This is a genomic window from Limosilactobacillus agrestis, from assembly GCF_014145585.1.
In the GTDB taxonomy this organism is placed as follows: domain Bacteria; phylum Bacillota; class Bacilli; order Lactobacillales; family Lactobacillaceae; genus Limosilactobacillus; species Limosilactobacillus agrestis.
On record NZ_JACIVF010000049.1, the window covers coordinates 19,937 to 39,283 of the forward strand.

Below are 19,347 nucleotides of genomic sequence, written 5' to 3' on the forward strand. Positions count from 1 at the left end.
TATAATTTATTACAACAATTTAACAATTATGTAACAACTGCCACCCTTAAGATATTTTTCATATTTTTTTCACAATATCATCATATAGTAAAAGAGTGCACAAATTAGTTGCATGCATAAAAGAAAAAAACAAACAATAATTCAGGAGTGAATAATTATCGCTAAGAAAAAAACAATGTCAAAAGTCCTTGTTGCAACCTTAGGTGCTGCTGGTGCATTGGCTGTTGCTAACACTGCCAGTGCTGACACACAAGTTCAAGTACAATCAGGAGATACAGTATGGGGATTCGCTCAACAATATGCTACTACTGTTGATTCAATTTCTACTGCTAACCAATTAGCTGACCCTAATGTAATTTACGTTGGTCAACAATTAGTTATCCCATCTTCTGCTATCAGTACTGCTTCTGCTGCCGCAACTATTGCTACTGCCACTGATAACGCTACTGCTAGTCAAGCAGCCATCGAAGCTACTGAAACAACAGCTGCATCAACTACTCCAGTGGTTTCTACTACAAACGCAAGCAACGTAGCTGACCAAGCACAACCAACAACAGTTGTATCTGCTTCTGATAACAATACCGCCGCTCAAGTTAGTGCTGCATCCCAAGCTCCAGCCCAAGTAAGTGCTGCTTCTGCCACTATTAACGTTGCGCAAACTAGTGCTGCAAACACTAATAATAACGTTACTACTTTAGCAGCTACTAACACTGCTGCGCCAACACAAACTACATACGCTGCTACTGAAGCAGTTGCTACTCCCCAAAGTAACACTACTGTTCAAAGTACTGCAGCTGTGACTGCTACTCCAGCAACTTCAACTGCTGCTGGCCAAGGTAATGGTTCTACTGCTAATGCGGTTGCCGTTGCTCAAGCACAAATTGGTACTCCATATGTTTGGGGTGGTAACCAACCAGGCGGCTTTGACTGCTCAGGATTAGTTCAATATGCATACGGTCTTGGTTCAAACTACCGGACTACTTACCAACAAACTAACCTTGGTACCCACCAATACGATATTCAAAACGCTCAAAGTGGTGACCTTTACTTCTGGGGTCCAGATAGTGCTCCTTACCACGTTGCAATCGCTACTGGTAATGGTGGTTACATCCAAGCTCCTACACCAGGTCAAAACGTCCAAACTGGTAACATCAACTACTACACTCCTAGTTTCTACATCAGCATGAACTAAGATACGAGTAGTATAATTATTGAGTAAGATAGAAGATTTTTTCTACCTTACTCTTTTTTCTTAGCAAATTCTAATAATTATATTGACAGTTTTATAATCATTAGTTATACTTAACAACAATTAATTATGTAGGGAGTAAGTATAATGAACGTATATCAAACTATCAACGTTAATACTCGTTGGCAAAGCCGGTAATTCAGGTTGTTTCGTCATGGATGCGACCTGAAGAAACAGATTGCATCTGTGCCGGCTGAGTTTGATGTTCATTTCAGTCCGCATGGATCCACATGCGGACTTTTATTTTGCCTTTCCAAAAGCGAGAGTCCGTCATGTGGGCTCTCGTTTTTTATTATTTTGTGAGGTGAATTTTTAGATGAAAAGAATGTATAGTTTAATTGCAATTATTATCGCTTTCCTTTGTTTCGCATTCTTTAGGGAAAATAATGGATTCGTAACTAAGCAGCGAATTCCAAAAGTTGGTGTATTAACTTTAATGCACCATCCCGCGTTGGATGAAATTTATAAAGGATATGTTGATGAATTAGCAAAGGAAGGTTACCACAACGGTAAGAATATCAAGATTGAATATCAAAACGCGAATGGTGACCAAAGTAATCTTAAGACAATGGCTTCAAAACTCGTTGATGATAACTCAACTGTTCTTTTTGGAATTACGACCCCTGCTGCTCAAGCATTAGCTAATTCTACTACCAAAACACCAATTGTCCTTGGTGCTGTGACCAATCCCCAAGCAGCTGGACTAGTGAAAAATAATCAGCATCCTGGTGGCAATATCACCGGAGTATCTGACCAAGCACCAATTCGCGAACAACTCAATTTGATCAAGCAATTCATGCCGCGAATGAAAACACTGGGAGTCATCTACACTTCAAGTGATGCTTCAGCAGTAGCCGGTTACCACCAAATCAAACGTGAATGTCGCAAGATGAATATTAACTTGAAGGCCTATTCAATTGCTAACAGTAACGATCTAAATCAGGTTTCCGAGCAAATGCTTAGCCAAGTCGACGCAGTAATTGTACCAACAGATAATACAATCGCTGGAGCAATGCAAACCTTAGTTAAGAATGCCGATGCCGCTAATAAACCAGTCTTCCCAGCAACTGACACAATGGTTAAGCAAGGTGGCGTTGCAACTTACAGTGTTAACCAACGCGCTCTAGGTGTCCAGGGTGCAAAGATGACGGTCGCAATCCTCAAAGGCAAGTCAAAGCCCGCTGATACCCCAATTAAATACATGAAGCATGGGACTCCTGTTCTCAACATTAAGCAGGCTCGAAAACTTAATTTACAAATTCCCGCTCAATTTGAAAAGGATGCAGAAACGAAAGGAGAGGTTTACAAATGAATCTAATTGTATCGTCAATCGGTCAAGGACTATTATGGGCTTTACTTGGTCTTGGTCTTTACCTAACCTTTAGAATTCTTGATTTTGCTGACATGACTGTTGAAGGAACTTTCCCTCTTGGTGCCGCCAGTGCTGTTGCTGCAATCACCCATGGTATCAATCCTTTTCTGGCAACTTTAATTGCGATTGGTGCTGGAATGCTCGCTGGTTTGATCACTGGCTTGCTCTACACTAAAGGAAAAATCCCAAGTTTGTTAGCCGGAATTCTAACTATGACCGCCGCCTACTCCGTTAACCTCCGCATTATGGGTAAATCAAACGTTTCATTGCTTGGCCAAAAGACCCTCTTTAGTGGTGAATTCATGCGAAGTTTGCCCCAATACTTTGATAGTGTCTTCTTGGGAATAGTGACGATCGCGATTATTACTGTAATCCTGATCTTCTTCCTTTCAACTGACTATGGACAGGCCTTTATCGCAACTGGTGATAATCCGGTGATGGCAAAATCATTTGGGATTCATACCGATACAATGGTCATCATCGGCCTAATGGTGTCAAATGGAATCGTCGGCCTCTGTGGTGCTTTAATCGCCCAAAATAATGGATATGCTGATATTAATATGGGAATTGGAACGATTGTTATTGCCCTTGCCTCAATCATTATTGGTGAAGTAGCCTTTGGTGAATTAACGCTTAACCAGCGACTTGTCGCCGTTACTCTTGGGAGTATCATCTACCGAATTATCTTACTAGCCGTTCTACAACTTGGTTTCTCTGCCAACGACCTCAACCTTATCTCCTCAGTTGTTCTCGCAATCTGCATGATGTTGCCACAACTTGAAGAACGTATTCACCTTAAAAAGCCAATTTTGAAAGGAGTCCGGCCTCATGAATAAACCGATTTTAGAATTACAAGGCGTCAAAACCATTGTTAATAAGGGCACATCCAGTGAAACTACTATTCTTAAAGGACTTAATCTGAAAATTAATGAAGGAGACTTCATTACAATCGTTGGAACGAATGGTGCTGGTAAATCAACCCTTTTTAATGTCATAGGTGGAAACCTACACGCTGACGAAGGAAAAATTTTGCATAATGGACAAGACATTACCAATACGACCGAAGAACAGCGCACGGCTTTCCTATCCCGTGTTTTTCAGGATCCAAAATTGGGGACGGCTGCCCGAATGACAGTTGCCGAAAATATGCTATTAGCAACTAAACGTGGTGAACGTCGCCATCTTATTCCTCGTAAACTAAAAAGCAACATGGAACGTTTCACCAAGCTAGCTGCAACAATGAATAATGGTCTGGAGAATCGCATGAATACAGCTACCGGCGCCCTTTCTGGGGGGCAACGGCAAGCATTAAGCTTTTTAATGGCAACAATCAAACGACCCGACATCATTTTGCTAGATGAACATACTGCTGCTCTTGACCCGCACACAAGCTTAAATTTATTACACGCTACTAATGAACGGATCACCACAGATCACTTAACGGCCCTAATGATTACCCATAATCTTGAAGATGCTCTAACATATGGTAATCGGCTAATCGTTCTTAAAGATGGTGAAATTAAAGCAGACTTTAGTGCCGAACAACGGAAATCTCTTACCCCAGAGAAACTTTATACTTATTTTGAGGGATAATTTGACGATATACCGTTTTCGATATATATTTAACATATCGAATTTGATATATAGGAGAATTAATTATGAATTGGTGGATTATTTTTATCACATTTTTAGCTGTAAACCTTGATTTCTTTTTTATCCTAATTTTTTTGCTTGATCGTTACAAACTTAGCGACGTAATCATTGGCTACCTCGGCGCCCTGTTTGTCCTCGTTACCATCAGTTTTTTACTAGGAAAGACACTCGCTGTTTTCCTCCCTGAATGGATTTTAGGAATACTTGGGATTCTCCCTATTTATATGGCTCTGCACGATAACGATGAAGATCCAGCCCATTCCGAGAAACATGGCCCAATTATTACAACATTAGTAACCTATCTGGCAGTTTGTGCTGGTTGTAACCTCTCAATTTTCTTACCAATTTTAACGAACCTTACCTTCCACCAATTTACCCAGGCACTTCTCTTTATTGCGGCCCTTTCGATTGCGATCGTGATTATCATTAAGGAAATAGGTAACATTCCACTAATTAGGCAACTTATGCAACATTATAGTGAAATCTTAATGAAGGTTATTTATATTGGTGTTGGTTGCTACGTCTTTTGGGACAGTGGATTAATTACCCATCTTATTCGTCTTCTTTAGTTTGGTATAATAATTACTAAACCGATTAAAAGGAGGAGCAGCAACCATTGTCTTCCACACAAGCCTTTATTGATGAAGCTGCTAAAATCTATAAAGTTCTAAGCAATAGTACACGGTTAACCATCCTGTATTATCTTCGGCATTATGATGGTGAAGTTGATGTTAAAACAATTGTTAATGACCTTCACCTTGCTCAACCGATTGTCTCAAAGCAACTCGGTATTTTGTATCGCTACCAGTTAGTTAGCCGGCATAAAGAAGGGATACGTGTTTACTATGGTTTAGATGATCCTCATGTTATTGAGATGATTGATGACATGCTAAATCATGTTAAACATGAAATTAAGGGTGAACCGCATCCTCGTAATTTATATAAATAAAGAGTGAACAGCAAGTAATCTCATACAAAGGTTATTCCCTATTCACTCTTTTTAGTGACTATCATTTTTTGAATAAAATAATTAGCCTTTCATGTTATATTCTGACTAGCGTAAAATGGTTAGCAGATTATTAAAAGGAGATTTAAAATGGACGAGTTATTTGAACATTCTTCAATCAAGCATGCATACTTCACTCTTGCGCTCCCCGTCGTGTTAAGCATGGCTGTAACTTTGATTTATAACATGGTTGATACTTTTTTCGTTGCTAAAACAGGTAACCCCAATCTAGTTGCTGGGGTTTCTCAGGGGGCACCAATTTTTACTTTAATGATTGCTCTTGGTGATATCTTTGGACTAGGAGGAAGCTCAGTTATTTCACGATTATTTGGGGAACATCGTGATAAATTAGCGCGCTTTGTTAGTGGTTATTGTTTCTATGCACCCATTGTTTGTGGAATCATCGTAACTGCAATAATGGTTATCTTTCAAACGCCAATTTTACATTTATTAGGAGCCTCACCTGCTACTTGGAAATACGCACGTGAGTATTATTTAGTGATCGCTTGGGGCGCTACTTTCATTATCTTTGGACTTTCACCAACTAACATTTTACGAACAGAAGGCCTCGCTGTTCAGTCAATGATCGCCAGTATAGTTGGTACCGGAATTAATATCGTTTTAAACCCGATCTTCATTTTCACATGTGGGCTTGGTGCCGCTGGTTCAGCACTTGCTACAGTAACAAGTACTGTTATTGGTGATATTTTAATGATTTATTATTTGCGCACAAAGAGTAAAAAACTAACGACTTCAATTCATGAAACAAAAATCAATTGGAAGCTGCAATTTGAAATCTACGCTATTGGAATCCCGGCCTCGGTTACTAACATCATGGCAACTTTTGCTGTTGCTTTAACCAATCGTTACTTGATTGTTCATGGTGCTGATAGTGTAGCCGCCATGGGAATTGCGATGAAAGCAAACATGATCATCAATATGGTGATGATTGGTTTTGCATTTGGTGCACAACCTTTAATCGGCTACGTATATGGCGCTAAAGATGAAAAACGATTCAATAAAGTTGTCAAATTTGATATTCAAGTCGTTGCGAGTCTTGCCTTTATTCTCACTATTATTCTTTTTATTTTTGCTCCCCACATTATTCGAATTTTTATGAGTGACCCCAAAATAGTAAAAGAAGGTGCTTTGATGCTTCGCTGGCTGTCAATCTCGACAACTCTCGCCGGAATCATCCTTGTTTTTACAACAATGTTCCAATCAATGGGAAAGGCCACGCCAGCATTTTGGCTCTCCTTCTGTCGTCAAGGATTAATTTTCGGGGTAGTAATTAGTATTTCTGCAAAATTATTTGGTTATACCGGAATTATTGCTGCTCAAGCTATTTCTGATTGTCTAACCTTCATTCTGGCACTTATTTTCTTTTACTTCTATCGTCCTCATTTTAAATAAATAGGTTTCGCCATCCAAAAAGGCAGAGACTAAGAGAAAATAAAAGTTTTCTTTCAGCCTCTGCCTTTCATTAATTTTATTCAGTTATTTTTCGTTCAAAGTAATGTGCTAATTTAGCCTCTGGATAATATCCCGTTACTTTTTCTTTTGCCTGACCATCCTTAAAAAGGACTAGACTTGGTACACTCATTACTTTATACCGTTGTGCAATTTCCTGATTTCCATCAACATTCATTCGCACAAATTTGATTTTATCGCCATATTGTTTTTCAAGCTTCTGCATCACTGGTTCCATCATTTTACATGGACCACACCATGGTGCCCAAAAGTCAACAACAGTCATTGAACCTTGAACATCCTTATCAAATGTCTCAGCTGTTGCATCAATTGTCATTTTATTCTACCTTCTTTTTCTGTGATCTACGTATAAAGTGAATAATAATCGTTACCGCAAAAACAAGCAAGATAAAACTACCGAAAATTCCCGATGGAATCTCAATATCAATTGCAGGAATCGTTAAGAAAAGCTTAATGGCAATCACAAAAATTAAAATGTATGCCATTGGTTCTAACTCAGGAACTTTTCGCATTAGCTTCATAATAACTTCAGCAATTCCTCGCATGCATGCAATCCCAATCAGGCCCCCGATTAAAACAATAACCGGATTATCAGATACGGCTAACGATGCTAACACAGAATCAATGGAGAAAATAATATCCATAAATTCAATCTGTAAAACAACCGTCCAAAAAAGTTTGCGCCCAGTTAAATTAGTTTTACCTTCCCGCGTCTTTCGCATTGCTCGCTTACCGAAAAATTTATTATGAAAGTAACGATAGACAAGGTAAATTAAGTAAGCCGCTCCAATAACTTTGATTTCCCAAAAGTTAATCAAGTAAACACCAATTCCGATAATTAAAAAGCGAAAAATGTAAGAACCCCATATCCCATAGAAAAGCGATTCTTCTTGTTCCTTTAACGTCGGTAATACTCGTGTTTGAGCCGCTAACACAACAGCATTATCCACTGACAGTAAACATTCAATCATAACCAACGAAAAAATGATTAACCAATCCTGCCCTGATGTAACGACTGTTGCCCAGTTATGTGGATCAAAAAATGGTCCATACAACTTCTCTAAAAGTGACAATTAATGTCCTCCCTTATTTAAATTTGCTTTTTTAGCTAAACTATATTTTACCAAATAATTTTCAAAATACGATGGTAATGGTGCACTAATATTTAAAGATTTCATTACGAAGGGCAATATAAGCTTTTGCGATACACCATGAAGCAGCATCCCCTCAGTTGAAGAAGGGTTATAAAGTGGATCACCAACAATTGGATGGCCACTATAAGCTAAATGAACCCTAAGTTGGTGGGTACGGCCAGTTACTAAGCGTAGTTTGACCAACGAACGCTCATGATTACTGGCAAGGGTTTTATAATAGGTCAAGGCAGGCTGTGCGTTTTGACCGTTTACTTGGTGAAGGTGGGAATTCTGTGAGTTGCGCCCAATCGACCAATCAAACTTCCCCCCTGTTGGCATTTTCCCCTCCACTACTGCCAAATATTGCCGATGAATTTGTCCATCGCTAATTAATCGATTGAGGATTGGAACGACGATGGGATTCTTAGCAACAACAACTGCCCCACTCGTTTGCAAATCTATCCGATGAACCATATAAGCATTATTTTCACTATTTATTAAATAGCCTGCAACATCATTCATTAATGTTCCTGTCTCACCATGATAATTAGGATGCGTTTTTTGCCCGCGGGGTTTATTTACCACTAACAAATCACGATTCTCATATAAGACTTCCAAGTGGGGCGAAGAAGACGGAACATAATCATTTGCGGTAGGTGTACGAATTTCATCCCCACCAAATAGTAACTGGATGTTATCACTTTTTGCTACGAATTCATTCATTGACCTGTATTTGCCATTAACAAGCACTGTTCGTCTGATTCTTAAATAGTGAATTAGCCGATTAGGAAGCAGCCATTGGTCATGAAGCAGCTTGCGTAATGGTTTTGCCACCTGGTCATCAGCTAATTTTTCATTGATTTGCCACCGATAATTCATCTGCTTCACCTCTCTTTAGTCTCAATTCTAATAAGGTTATTTTACTTTATTTTCCAAGAAATATTTAGAATATTTTTAAGTAGGTTTACTTTTACCCAATAATAGCGTTGAATAGAATATGAGTTAAATTAAGGGGATGAGTACTGATGTTAACAACAGAACAAATTAATGATCATAGTAAATGGATAAGTATATTCGAGCCTCTCCCCCACGAACGATTAGATTTAATTGAAAAATATGAGGTTACTCAAGAATTACTTGATTATGCAATTGACCCCTACGAAAAAGCCCGGGTTGAAATTGACCCAGATGCAGGGGTCACGTTATTAATTTTCGACGTCTATGTGCCAACTCACGCTGTTACTGCTCCTCAGACCGCACCAATCGGCATCATGTTAACCGCAAACAATATCATTACATTTACAAACGCAAAAACTAATTTTGTAAATGGAATCATTGCTAATCAGTTACAATTATTAAAAAAACACGGTGAAAATGATGATAAATTAAATTTAGTTTTCCCTGTCCTTTACCGCCTTTCGACTGATTATTTTGGTCCGCTTCGTCGTGCAGACCAACAACGACAAGAAATTCAGCAAAACCTTCAACGGCGAACAGGACGCCAAGCTATTAACCAATTTATGGAAATTGAAACTGGGCTAGTTTACATCCTTACCTCTCTCAAGGGAAATGTTTCCCTTCTTGAAGAATTTAAACGCCGCTTTGGTAATCATATTACTACTAAGCAATATAATGATCTTGATGATGTAATTATTGAAGCACAACAAGGTCTAGAAATGGCACAGATGACTTCAGATGTTTCTGCCCGTGTATCTAATGCATATAGCAAGGTTCTCGATAGTGACCTAAACCAAACGATGAAATACCTAACCATTTACTCAATTGTTCTCTCGATTCCAACAATTGTTTCTGGTTTTTATGGTGAAAACGTCAAATTACCTCTTGCGAATGGGACTTATTCATGGGTTTTCACAATTTTTATTACGATTGTCTTAATGTTGGCATGTGTCATCTTTCTTATTAATCGTCATTGGTGGAAATAAAAATCGGAAGCTGAGAACTTTTTTTCTCAAGCTTCCGATTTTTTATAAGTTATCGCCACGTTCAAATTGGAACTTAGAATTCAACAATGCTTCATGCAAAAGCTGGTTAATCAATTCATGCGTTTCATTCAGAATATGATTAGCGGTTTTCATATTTTGTTCAGTTAGATAGTTAATTAAATTAGCTGAATTTTGAATCTGGGCTGTTTTTGTAATTGTATCCACTCGTCCTACACCATAGCTTTGACACCGATCTCGGAAATCATTTACCTCATTGATAAATTCATGATAGCGTGGTTCTACAATCACTTCTAACAATTTATTTAACCAATAAGCACTCTTATCCGGCTGAGCATCATCAGTAGCATACTTATATTTTGCCGGCGTATCACTAATATTTGTAAAGAACGGAACATAAGGGCTATAGCAATAAAAGCCAAAATTAATCCATTGAATAGCAGCATATTGTGCTGGTACGTCATTCCGAATTTGTAAAATACACGAACTTTGATTACGATCAAGTGCAATTGAACGGAATTTTCGCTGTTCCTCTGGTGTTCCAGAAGCATAAGTTCCCATTGGATCATAAGGGGTGCCGTTATAATGCGATGAGAGGAAGTACTCTACATCCTCAACGGCAATTTTCTTTTCTGCATGTTGAATAAATGGAATTTTTTGGCTAGTAGGCTCCTGTTTTAAGGATGGAGTAAAGAGCTTTTGACCATACCAAGAACGCGGAGTGTTGTAGTAAGCATCTGCCTCATCTTGGGTACCAAAAATATTCCGGAAATTAAAAGTTCGTGGATCAGGATTTAAATGATATTTTTCCACGAATTCTTTAATTTGTGGAGCATACATAAAGCTATCGTGATCATTAAAGTCGACCTCTTCAATACACATAATATTTGGTGCAATCGCATAGGCATCGTCAGGAATGCGTTCAGCCACCCATTGATGACCGCCCCCGGTTTCTAAATACCAGACTTCATCCTTATCGCTAAAGGCAATTCCATTACTTTCACCAGTACCGTATTTTTCAATTAATGATCCAAGGCGTTGAACTCCTTCGCGGGCAGATTTAACAAATGGTAATACCAGATAAACCATTGAATCTTCATTAATCCCGTTTTTTACTAACGGATCGTGACCAAGCACCCGGGCATTTGTCATCTCAGTTTCTGTAGCACTCATTGCAACATTATATTCATTAATGCCTTGTTCATCCCACCGTCCTTCGTCAGGCACGCCGTTGGGAGTCGCAGTATAACGGCATCCTTGGCCCTTCATCTCAACAGTTAACCCATTATATTTTGAAACATAATGTTCACCAGTATAATCCTTGGCCGGAAATACTTTGAAAGTCTTAGGATTTACCCCATCTTCACCATCCTCATCACGTGCAATAATCGTTGAACCATCAATCGTAGCATTCTTTCCGATAAGTATTGCAGTACAACTACTCATTAGCTTTTGCATATTATCCGCTTCCTTCCACAGTAGTTAATGTACTTTTCTAATAATACCACTATCTGAGATTAACCGGATTATACGAGAAAAGCTGAACTTTAATTGTCTAAACTAATCAAAAACATCATTAATGCCGAACAAACCATTGAAAATATTTAGTATTAATGCTAGGATAACTACATTAAAATAAATAGCCTATATAATACCGAAATATGGTCGGTTAGTCTCTACCTAAAGCCGTAAACTTTAGACTATAAGCACTTCTTAAAAACTGACACTGTCTGTTTTTAACCTAAGGCTTTTAAAGATCGGTAGAGAGACTGAATTTTCAGTCTCTTATTTTTATTTAGGCGTGTTAATTTTTGAGGAGGTATATTTTGAAAGAACCTGTTTCATCTATTCAAGCCCCGCGGCATCGTACTAAAATCGCTTTCACTCGTCAATGGCAAAATTTTATCCTTGGTTTTCAGCATTTACTCGCAATGTATTCCGGGGATGTTCTTGTTCCCTTATTAATTGGTCATTACTTACACTTCTCCACCCTTCAAATGACTTACCTTGTCTCAATTGATATTTTTATGTGTGGTATTGCGACTCTCTTGCAATTAAAAAGAACGCCGTTAACGGGCATTGGCCTGCCAGTTGTCCTCGGTTGTGCAGTCCAAGCTGTTACTCCCCTCGAAACAATTGGCGGAAAGCTAGGAATTACTTATATGTATGGGGCTATTATTGTAGCCGGGATCTTCGTTTTTTTAATTGCTGGCTTTTTTGCGCGATTAAAAAACTTTTTCCCACCAGTAGTTACTGGATCTTTAATAACTATTATTGGTTTTACCCTTGTTCCAGTTGGTTTCCAGGACTTAGGCGGTGGTACACCAACTGCGGCTTCATTTGGCGATCCTGCTAACCTTCTTATCGGCTTCCTAACAATTGCCATTATTCTGTTATTCAATGCCTTTGCTCGTGGCTTTATGAAATCAATCGCTATTTTATTGGGAATTTTAATTTCATCTTTCATCGCGGGCACATTGGGCTTTGTTTCGCTTAAACCAGTTAATGAAGCCGCTTGGTTCCATGCCCCTCAATTATTCTTCTTTGGTGTTCCTCGTTTTAACCTCAGTGCCATGATCACAATGATTCTTGTTTCGCTCACGACAATGATTGAATCAACTGGGGTTTTCTTCGCTCTTAGTGACCTTACTGGCCGCCAATTAACAACCAAAGACTTAGAATGCGGATACCGTGCTGAAGGGATTGCCGCGATTTTAGGCGGACTTTTTAATACCTTCCCTTACTCTACTTTTTCTGAAAATGTGGGTGTGCTTAAAATGTCAGGAGTAAAAAGTCGCCAGCCAGTTTACTATGCCGCCTTTTTACTCTTACTGCTCGGTCTTTTGCCTAAAGTTGATGCCCTCGCAACTGTTATTCCAGAACCTGTCCTTGGTGGAGCAATGATCGTTATGTTTGGGATGGTTGGTGTCCAAGGAGTGCAGATACTTCATAAAGTTGACTTCTCTAACAACGCCAACCTTCTTACTGCCTCTGTCTCAATTGGACTAGGATTAGGGATCACCATGTATCCTCAATTATTCCAGCATATGCCAACCGAATTTCAAATTATCCTTGGTAACGGGATTGTTGTTACAAGTCTTACCGCCGTTTTTCTTAATTTATTATTCAATCATCGGTGGGCTAGTCATTATTAGTTCTCATTATTTTTTAATTTAGTTATTGACATTCAAATCTAAGCACGATATTATAATTTCAACAATTATCGTTTCAGTAGATCCTTCGTTGGGTGTAAGAGAGCCGGTGGTTAGGTGCGAACCGGTCAGGCGGAGTAGTTCGAATTATCACGAGATCTGAATTGTCCGGCCATATTCAGTGCCGTTACCACCTGATATGAGTGCGCATAAAATCGTATGCGTAGGTGGGTGGTACCGCGATTAAATAATCGTCCCGTTGATAAAAATATCAACGGGACTTTTTTTATTTCTTTTCTAAGGAGGAACAACGATGAAAAGTATTCGTTTCAAAGAGGCAGCGTCCCTCTTACTTATCATGCTAATAATTTTAGGAACTGCCGTAATTAGGTTTGGCTTGTCACCACAGATCCCTGTCCTGTTCGTCATTGCTTTACTTATTTTTTGGGTTAAGTTACGTGGTGCGAGTTGGGATGAGATTCATAAGGGTATCCAAGAAGGTATCGGTACTGCAATTATCCCTATCTTTATCTTCATTCTTATTGGCGCCTTAATTGCTGTTTGGATTCAAGCAGGAGTTATTCCTACAATTATGATTGTGGGATTCAAATTAATTAGTAGTCAATTCTTTGTCCCATCAACCTTTGTTGTCTGTTCTTTAGTCGGTTTGTCAATCGGTAGTGGTTTTACAACGATTTCGACAATTGGAATTGCCTTATTTGGAATGGGTGTTGCTCTTAATGCAAACCCTGCTTTAGTAGCGGGCGCAATCATTTCAGGAGCTGTTTTTGGTGATAAAATGTCGCCACTCTCTGATTCAACTAATCTTGCCTCTGCAATCGCCGGCAGTGACCTTTTCGCTCATATCAAGAACATGATGTGGTCAACGATTCCTTCTTTTATCGTTTCGCTAATTCTATTCTGGTTCTTTGGTAATTCCAGTTCTCATATAAGCGCCGGTAAGATTGCCCACACAATGGCTATCCTTAATCAACAATTTACGATTTCATGGTGGGTTCTATTACCAATTGCCTTAATGTTTATCTGTGCATGGCGCCACATTCCAGCCATCCCAACCTTACTTATCAATATCATCGTTACAGTAGTCATGATCTTCTTCCAAAAGCCAGGAATTTCTCTTCAAGCACTAGCAAAATTAATTAGTGATGGTTTCGTTGCCCATACTAGCGATGCAACGGTTAATACTCTGCTTACCCGTGGTGGAATTAGTAGTATGATGGGAACAGTTTCCCTCATTATCGTCACCCTTTCACTTGGGGGAATTTTGATGAAGTTTAACATCGTTCAGTCGGCAATGAAGCCGCTCGTTGATCACCTTCATAAGCCCGGTAGCCTTATTACTGTTACAATTCTTTCCGGTATTGGAATTAATCTTTTCGTTGGGGAACAGTACCTCTCAGTTATTCTTCCCGGTAAGGCATTTAAGGGAGCGTTTGATAAAATGGGCCTTTCACCATTAGCTCTTAGTCGTGTTCTTGAGGATGGCGGAAGCGTTATTAACTACTTAATCCCTTGGGGAGTCGCTGGATCATTTGCAGCCTCAACCCTTGGTGTACCAGTCCTTCACTTCCTACCATTTGCTTTCTTTAGTCTTTTTTCACCAGTCTTCTCAATTTTAAGTGGAGTTACGGGGATTGGTTTGAAGTGGCAAAAAGGAAAGCAACATCATACTACAAATGAAAATCAAATAAAGGAAGCTTAAAAACGTCTGGGTTTGAAAATTTCTCTTACCCAGACGTTTTTATTAGCCTGCAATCAATACTTCTGTTACCAATAATCCACCACCAAAGATTAAAACAAAGACAACTACCGGCCACACAAAACGCAACCAATGGGAATATCGCATATCGAGCATTTGCAAAGTTGCCATAACTAACCCAGTCGGCGCTAAGAATAACATGGCATATTGACCAAATTGGTATGCGGTAACAACAGTATATCGCGGAATATGAACCGTATCAGCTAGTGGTGCTAAAATTGGCATTGCTAGCACTGCTAAACCAGATGATGATGGCACAATAAAACCTAAAACAAAGAATACCAACATCATCACAATAATGAAAAATGTCCCATTCATATGGGCAACCATTTTTGAAGAAGCATAAAGAATTGTATCGGAAATATAGCCATCATTAAGCACTTTATTAATTCCTCGTGCCAAGCCAATAATCAATGATACACCGACTAAACTAGCCGCACCGTCAGAAAATGCTGTTGTAGTCTTGTACTCTCCCAAACCATCTTGATGTCCAAAACAGGTTAAAAACATAATGATAATAGCAATTTTCAAGAAAGCTGATGCCATGTTAGGGAAAGCCCATCCTTTGGCCATTACTCCCCAAATCATAATGGGGAAGGCGCAAGCAAATAAAATTAAAATAATTTTCTTTTTTAATGTAAACTGCTGATCTTTTTCTTCACTAGTAGCCATTCCCCACATTTGATCAAATTTATCCCGATCATCATACGAATAGGAAAACTGTGGGTCCTGTTGTACTTTGCGTGCATACCAATGCAGATAAAATAATAAACAAGTAACTGCAATCACCAAGCCAAAAATCCGTCCTGTCATTCCTTGCGTAAAGGTTGTCCCAGCAGCATTTGACGCAATTACAACTGAAAACGGATTAATTACTGAAAATGTTGTTCCAATCGAACTCGCCAAAAAAATTGCTCCAACACAAACAATCGAATCATACCCCATCGCAATAAATACAGGAGCTAAGATCGGATAAAAGGCAACCGCTTCTTCTTCAATTCCACATAGCGTTCCACCAAGTGCCAGCAAAACTGTTACAAGGAATACTAAAATAAACTCTTTTCCTTTAGCTCTGGTAGATAATGCGGCTAATCCAGATTCAAAGGCACCACTTGCTTTAACGACACCAATCAAGCCACCTAAAACTAAGATAAAAATCATAATATCAACTGATTCAATTGTTCCATCAACCATACTAGAAAAAATATCGCTGACCGATGCAGGATGCTGTTCAAGCCGCTTATAAGTTCCCGGCACTGATATTGGCTTGTTAATTGCTCCTGATTTAAACTGGTTAACATCAATTTGAATGTGTAATTTTTCTAATGTTGCTTGTGTTGCAGGATAACTAATTTTTTCTCCAGTTGGTTGCGTTACTTGGAGACGATCATTAACATATGCTAACTTAGAATAACTTCCTGCTGGAACAATCCAAGTTAACATTACTGCAATCACTGTTAGAAAGAATAAAATTGTAAATGCACCTGGCATTTTTAATTTAAACCGATGCTTTTTCCCTGCTGTTGCTTCTCCCATCATCCTCACTCCTTAAGTCTTCTCTCTCCCTCCTATTAATTTTAGCAAGCGCTTTCAACAAACTTCATAATAAGTCAGATTAACTCAAAAAATGCATATTTATTGTTTAAAAGTAAAAAACTCATAATGTCCTCCGTATTTGAACATTGTGAGTCTATACTAATCTCTACCATAAAATTAAACATTTAACGGTTTGGTTTCATCACCTATTTTTATTGCTTGGGTTGCCCGCTCCAAATGCCATATCCCATTGATGCACCTATATTTTGTCCAGTAATTGCTGTTGCTTGATCTGAAACCAAGAAATAGGCAACATTGGCAATTTCTTCTGGTTCCGCGATTTTCTTTAACGGGCTTGCATCTCGGTAACTTTGCTTTACTGTTTCTGGATTTTCTTTAAACATCGGGGTATTAGTCGCACCTGGATTAATATTATTCACCCGAATTCCATAAGGACCATAATCAAGTGCCATCGACCGCACCAAATTGACGACCGCTCCTTTGGCGGCATTATATGCTGGCATACTATAATCACCAAGTAAACCTGCAACTGAAGCAATATTAATTATGCTACCAGCTCGACGCTGAATCATTCCTGGAACAAAAGCCTTAGTCATTAAGTAGATTGACTTTACATCAACTGCCATTGTCCTGTCCCATTCTTCTTCGGTTAAATCCTGGAGCTGCCCGCCCGTAAAGATACCCGCATTATTAATAATTGCGTCAATATGACTATTTTCGGTATTTACTTCCTTGCTAAATTCCGCTACTGATTTAGAATCACCTACATTTACTTGCTTTAGCGTAACTTTTTCAGGCGAATATTTTTGAACAAGCTCTTGATAAACCCCTTTAGCTTTATCAAGATTATGAACTCCCATAATCACATGCCAGTCATTAGCTAAAAATTTTTTGGTCATGCTCAGACCCATTCCTGTTCCAGCACCAGTAATAATAATATTTTTCATAATCAAGGCTCCTAGTTATTAAAGATTTGGCCAGTTAATTGGTTACTAGCTATTTGCAGATCATGAACTAACTTAGTAATTTTTCGTCGCTGCAATGTTGCTTTTGTTCCTAATACTCCTAACGTTCCTACCAATTGCTCTTTCTTATCAAATACCGGTACCGCCAAACAACGATTTTCCAATTGCACTTCTTCATCATCTAATGCATAACCTTGCTCTTTAATGTTTTGCAAACTATAGGCTAAACTATTTTGATCCGTTAACGAGTTTTTTGTTTGTGCCTGCAGGTTGGTTCTCATTAGTACATCAGATTGGACTGCCTGATTCATAAAAGCTAGCGCACACTTTCCCATTGCACTGGTATTAAATGCTTGGGCTTTTCCTAGCTGGTAAAAATCAATTAGTCTTTTTTTGAAGGCAAAGACTTGGGTAATTACTAATTGGTGGTTAAACGGCATCCCCAAAAAAGCACTCAGCTCATATTTATTTACTAATGGTTGAACTATCCGACTGGTAAGCCATCCAACCGGTAAATAATTAGCGGTAAATTGTTGCTTAACATAGTAACAACGCTCAACCTTGATTAAGTCATTCAATGTAACTAAGGTTTGCAATAAGCGGTAGGTAGTAGTTTTGTTTAACTTAACATTTTTAGCGACTTCGGTTAACGTACAACCATGTTCATGCTTCTTGATATAATCTTTTATTTGTTGTGCTTTAACCAAAGTAGTTGAGAAATTATCATTCATAATCTGTCTCCTAATCTACTTGATTTACTCCTATTAGCCAAAAGTCATGAATAAGTTTCACTATTTGAAATTTTTCTTATTTATACTAAAAATACTCCATGCATTCAAGCACAGAGCATTACCTTTACTTATTATATTCAACAATTTCCATCTCATTATCAGTCAAGGTTGCACGCGTCAAACTTCCATTTGCTGGTCGTTCAGTCACATCGTACTTTCCTTGGCCGAACCGTTCTACCAAGCTTAAAACAGTATTTCCATGACTTACCCATAAAACATTTGCGTTATCAGGTAAATCAGCGTTACGAATTAACTCAATCCCTTTATTCATTCGTTGCCAATATTCTTCATTATTTTCGGCATCATGAAATGGGTCAGCATCTTTTAGCCAGTCTTTGGCTTGACCAATGGAATATGCGGTTACAATTTCACGAAAGTTTTTAAGACCATGAGGAGCACCTGCATTATACCAAGCAAAGTCCATATTCGTTCCTTCATATGATCCATAAAATTCTTCCCGAAAATAAGGAGCAGTGACGGGATGTGCCACAGAATTAGCATTATTAAGATTTAAAATTACTTGTGCTGTTTCCATTGCTCGGGAAAGATCACTACAAAAGGCACCATCAAAGTGAATATTTTGCAACTTCTCACCGGCTACCTTTGCATCTTCTTTACCCTTCATAGTTAGTGGGGAATTACTCCAACCCTGCAATTTATTGTAAATATTAAAGAAAGTCTGTCCATGGCGAACAAGATAAATATTCAATTTAGTCATAACGATCCCTCCATAATCTTATTGTACCGCTTACAAGTTCTTAAAACTATTTAAGTATTAACTTTGAGCTTTAAACATAATTTTTTCATATTATCCACGTAAACTAAAGAATATAGAAGGAAGGAATTATTATGAAACTTAGAGACACTAGTCAACCAAATATTGTTGCTGCTAAGATTATTAAAGTTACGCTGAAAAATGTTACCGTAATTACTGAAGAAGGCCACTTACTCAAGATTCCGTTAACTAAACAGTACCGACAAGATAATACCTTGCGTGCATCACTGGTTGATATCTTGAAAGCAGGAATATGGATTCCAGTCAATGAAAAGCTTAAAAAGTTATTTAATTACGACTGGCTTTCCGTTCCTGCCTTGGTTCCAGCAAAGAATTAAGTTTCTTCAATGATTTCCATAAAAAGAATGTTTTGTAGTAATCTATGATAAAATAATCCTTGATTTGTCGAAATTAGACTTCGATAATCTAGAATAAACCATATTGATTGCGAGGAATATTCCT

19 protein-coding genes and 1 riboswitch are annotated in these 19,347 nt (G+C 38.4%); of the genes, 11 read left to right on the forward strand and 8 right to left on the reverse strand.

Annotation, left to right across the window (positions count from 1 at the left end; all coding sequences use genetic code 11):
• Positions 1-175: 175 nt before the first annotated feature.
• From H5R88_RS03920 to H5R88_RS03950, 7 genes are all read left to right on the forward strand, one after another.
• Positions 176-1,192, forward strand: coding sequence for a C40 family peptidase (locus H5R88_RS03920; RefSeq protein ID WP_182600291.1), 1,017 nt, complete (start codon positions 176-178; stop codon positions 1,190-1,192).
• A gap of 373 nt (positions 1,193-1,565) precedes the next feature.
• Positions 1,566-2,561, forward strand: a complete 996-nt coding sequence (gene trpX / locus H5R88_RS03925; RefSeq protein WP_182578562.1) for a tryptophan ABC transporter substrate-binding protein — start codon at positions 1,566-1,568, stop codon at positions 2,559-2,561.
• On the forward strand, positions 2,558-3,457 hold the full coding sequence (locus H5R88_RS03930; protein ID WP_182578561.1) for an ABC transporter permease: 900 nt from the start codon (positions 2,558-2,560) through the stop codon (positions 3,455-3,457). Before trpX ends, H5R88_RS03930 begins: the two co-directional genes overlap by 4 nt.
• Positions 3,450-4,214, forward strand: a complete 765-nt coding sequence (locus tag H5R88_RS03935) for an ABC transporter ATP-binding protein (protein ID WP_182578560.1) — start codon at positions 3,450-3,452, stop codon at positions 4,212-4,214. The genes H5R88_RS03930 and H5R88_RS03935 overlap by 8 nt, the downstream gene beginning before the upstream one ends.
• A 65-nt stretch (positions 4,215-4,279) precedes the next feature.
• Positions 4,280-4,843: a cadmium resistance transporter gene (locus H5R88_RS03940; protein ID WP_182600292.1), complete on the forward strand. Its 564-nt coding sequence runs from the start codon at positions 4,280-4,282 to the stop codon at positions 4,841-4,843.
• Between the two features lie 47 nt (positions 4,844-4,890).
• A complete protein-coding gene (locus H5R88_RS03945; RefSeq protein WP_182578558.1) occupies positions 4,891-5,223 on the forward strand; it encodes an ArsR/SmtB family transcription factor in 333 nt (110 codons plus the stop codon).
• Positions 5,224-5,370: 147 nt separating this feature from the next.
• Positions 5,371-6,693 (forward strand): MATE family efflux transporter, encoded by a 1,323-nt coding sequence (locus H5R88_RS03950; RefSeq protein ID WP_182600293.1) that lies wholly within the window; start codon positions 5,371-5,373, stop codon positions 6,691-6,693.
• A 76-nt stretch (positions 6,694-6,769) separates the two neighbouring features.
• On the opposite strand, the gene trxA is transcribed toward H5R88_RS03950, so the two are convergent.
• From trxA to H5R88_RS03965, 3 genes are read right to left on the reverse strand one after another with little or no spacing between them, the layout of a single operon-like run.
• Positions 6,770-7,087 (reverse strand): thioredoxin, encoded by a 318-nt coding sequence (gene trxA / locus H5R88_RS03955; RefSeq protein WP_182578556.1) that lies wholly within the window; start codon positions 7,085-7,087, stop codon positions 6,770-6,772.
• Between the two features lies 1 nt (position 7,088).
• Positions 7,089-7,844, reverse strand: coding sequence for a MeeY/MeeF family manganese export membrane protein (locus H5R88_RS03960; RefSeq protein ID WP_182578555.1), 756 nt, complete (start codon positions 7,842-7,844; stop codon positions 7,089-7,091).
• Positions 7,845-8,783 (reverse strand): RluA family pseudouridine synthase, encoded by a 939-nt coding sequence (locus tag H5R88_RS03965; RefSeq protein ID WP_182600294.1) that lies wholly within the window; start codon positions 8,781-8,783, stop codon positions 7,845-7,847.
• Between the two features lie 146 nt (positions 8,784-8,929).
• Between H5R88_RS03965 and H5R88_RS03970 the strand changes: the two genes are divergently transcribed.
• On the forward strand, positions 8,930-9,847 hold the full coding sequence (locus tag H5R88_RS03970) for a magnesium transporter CorA family protein (protein ID WP_182578553.1): 918 nt from the start codon (positions 8,930-8,932) through the stop codon (positions 9,845-9,847).
• 42 nt (positions 9,848-9,889) lie between these two features.
• On the opposite strand, the gene H5R88_RS03975 is transcribed toward H5R88_RS03970, so the two are convergent.
• Positions 9,890-11,323 carry a C69 family dipeptidase gene (locus H5R88_RS03975; RefSeq protein WP_182600295.1) on the reverse strand — a complete coding sequence of 478 codons (1,434 nt, stop codon included), beginning with the start codon at positions 11,321-11,323 and terminating at the stop codon, positions 9,890-9,892.
• Between the two features lie 166 nt (positions 11,324-11,489).
• Positions 11,490-11,588: riboswitch (purine riboswitch) on the forward strand.
• Positions 11,589-11,691: 103 nt separating this feature from the next.
• On the opposite strand from H5R88_RS03975, the gene H5R88_RS03980 reads away from it, so the two are divergent.
• The gene (locus tag H5R88_RS03980; RefSeq protein WP_182600296.1) at positions 11,692-13,020 is read left to right on the forward strand and encodes a nucleobase:cation symporter-2 family protein; all 1,329 of its coding nucleotides are present in this window, start codon (positions 11,692-11,694) and stop codon (positions 13,018-13,020) included.
• A gap of 310 nt (positions 13,021-13,330) precedes the next feature.
• Complete coding sequence (gene nhaC, locus H5R88_RS03985; RefSeq protein WP_182600297.1) at positions 13,331-14,740, forward strand: Na+/H+ antiporter NhaC; 1,410 nt, start codon at positions 13,331-13,333, stop codon at positions 14,738-14,740.
• 42 nt (positions 14,741-14,782) lie between these two features.
• Here the strand turns inward: nhaC and H5R88_RS03990 are convergent, their stop codons facing one another.
• From H5R88_RS03990 to H5R88_RS04005, 4 genes are all read right to left on the reverse strand, one after another.
• Positions 14,783-16,336: a YfcC family protein gene (locus tag H5R88_RS03990; protein ID WP_182600298.1), complete on the reverse strand. Its 1,554-nt coding sequence runs from the start codon at positions 16,334-16,336 to the stop codon at positions 14,783-14,785.
• 209 nt (positions 16,337-16,545) lie between these two features.
• On the reverse strand, positions 16,546-17,301 hold the full coding sequence (locus H5R88_RS03995; RefSeq protein ID WP_220477562.1) for an SDR family NAD(P)-dependent oxidoreductase: 756 nt from the start codon (positions 17,299-17,301) through the stop codon (positions 16,546-16,548).
• Between the two features lie 11 nt (positions 17,302-17,312).
• Entirely contained in the window at positions 17,313-18,050 is a 738-nt protein-coding gene (locus H5R88_RS04000) for an IclR family transcriptional regulator (protein ID WP_182600299.1), read from the reverse strand.
• 124 nt (positions 18,051-18,174) lie between these two features.
• Positions 18,175-18,828: a histidine phosphatase family protein gene (locus H5R88_RS04005; RefSeq protein WP_182600300.1), complete on the reverse strand. Its 654-nt coding sequence runs from the start codon at positions 18,826-18,828 to the stop codon at positions 18,175-18,177.
• A gap of 131 nt (positions 18,829-18,959) precedes the next feature.
• On the opposite strand from H5R88_RS04005, the gene H5R88_RS04010 reads away from it, so the two are divergent.
• Positions 18,960-19,223, forward strand: coding sequence for a hypothetical protein (locus H5R88_RS04010; RefSeq protein WP_182600301.1), 264 nt, complete (start codon positions 18,960-18,962; stop codon positions 19,221-19,223).
• The last annotated feature ends 124 nt before the right edge of the window (positions 19,224-19,347 follow it).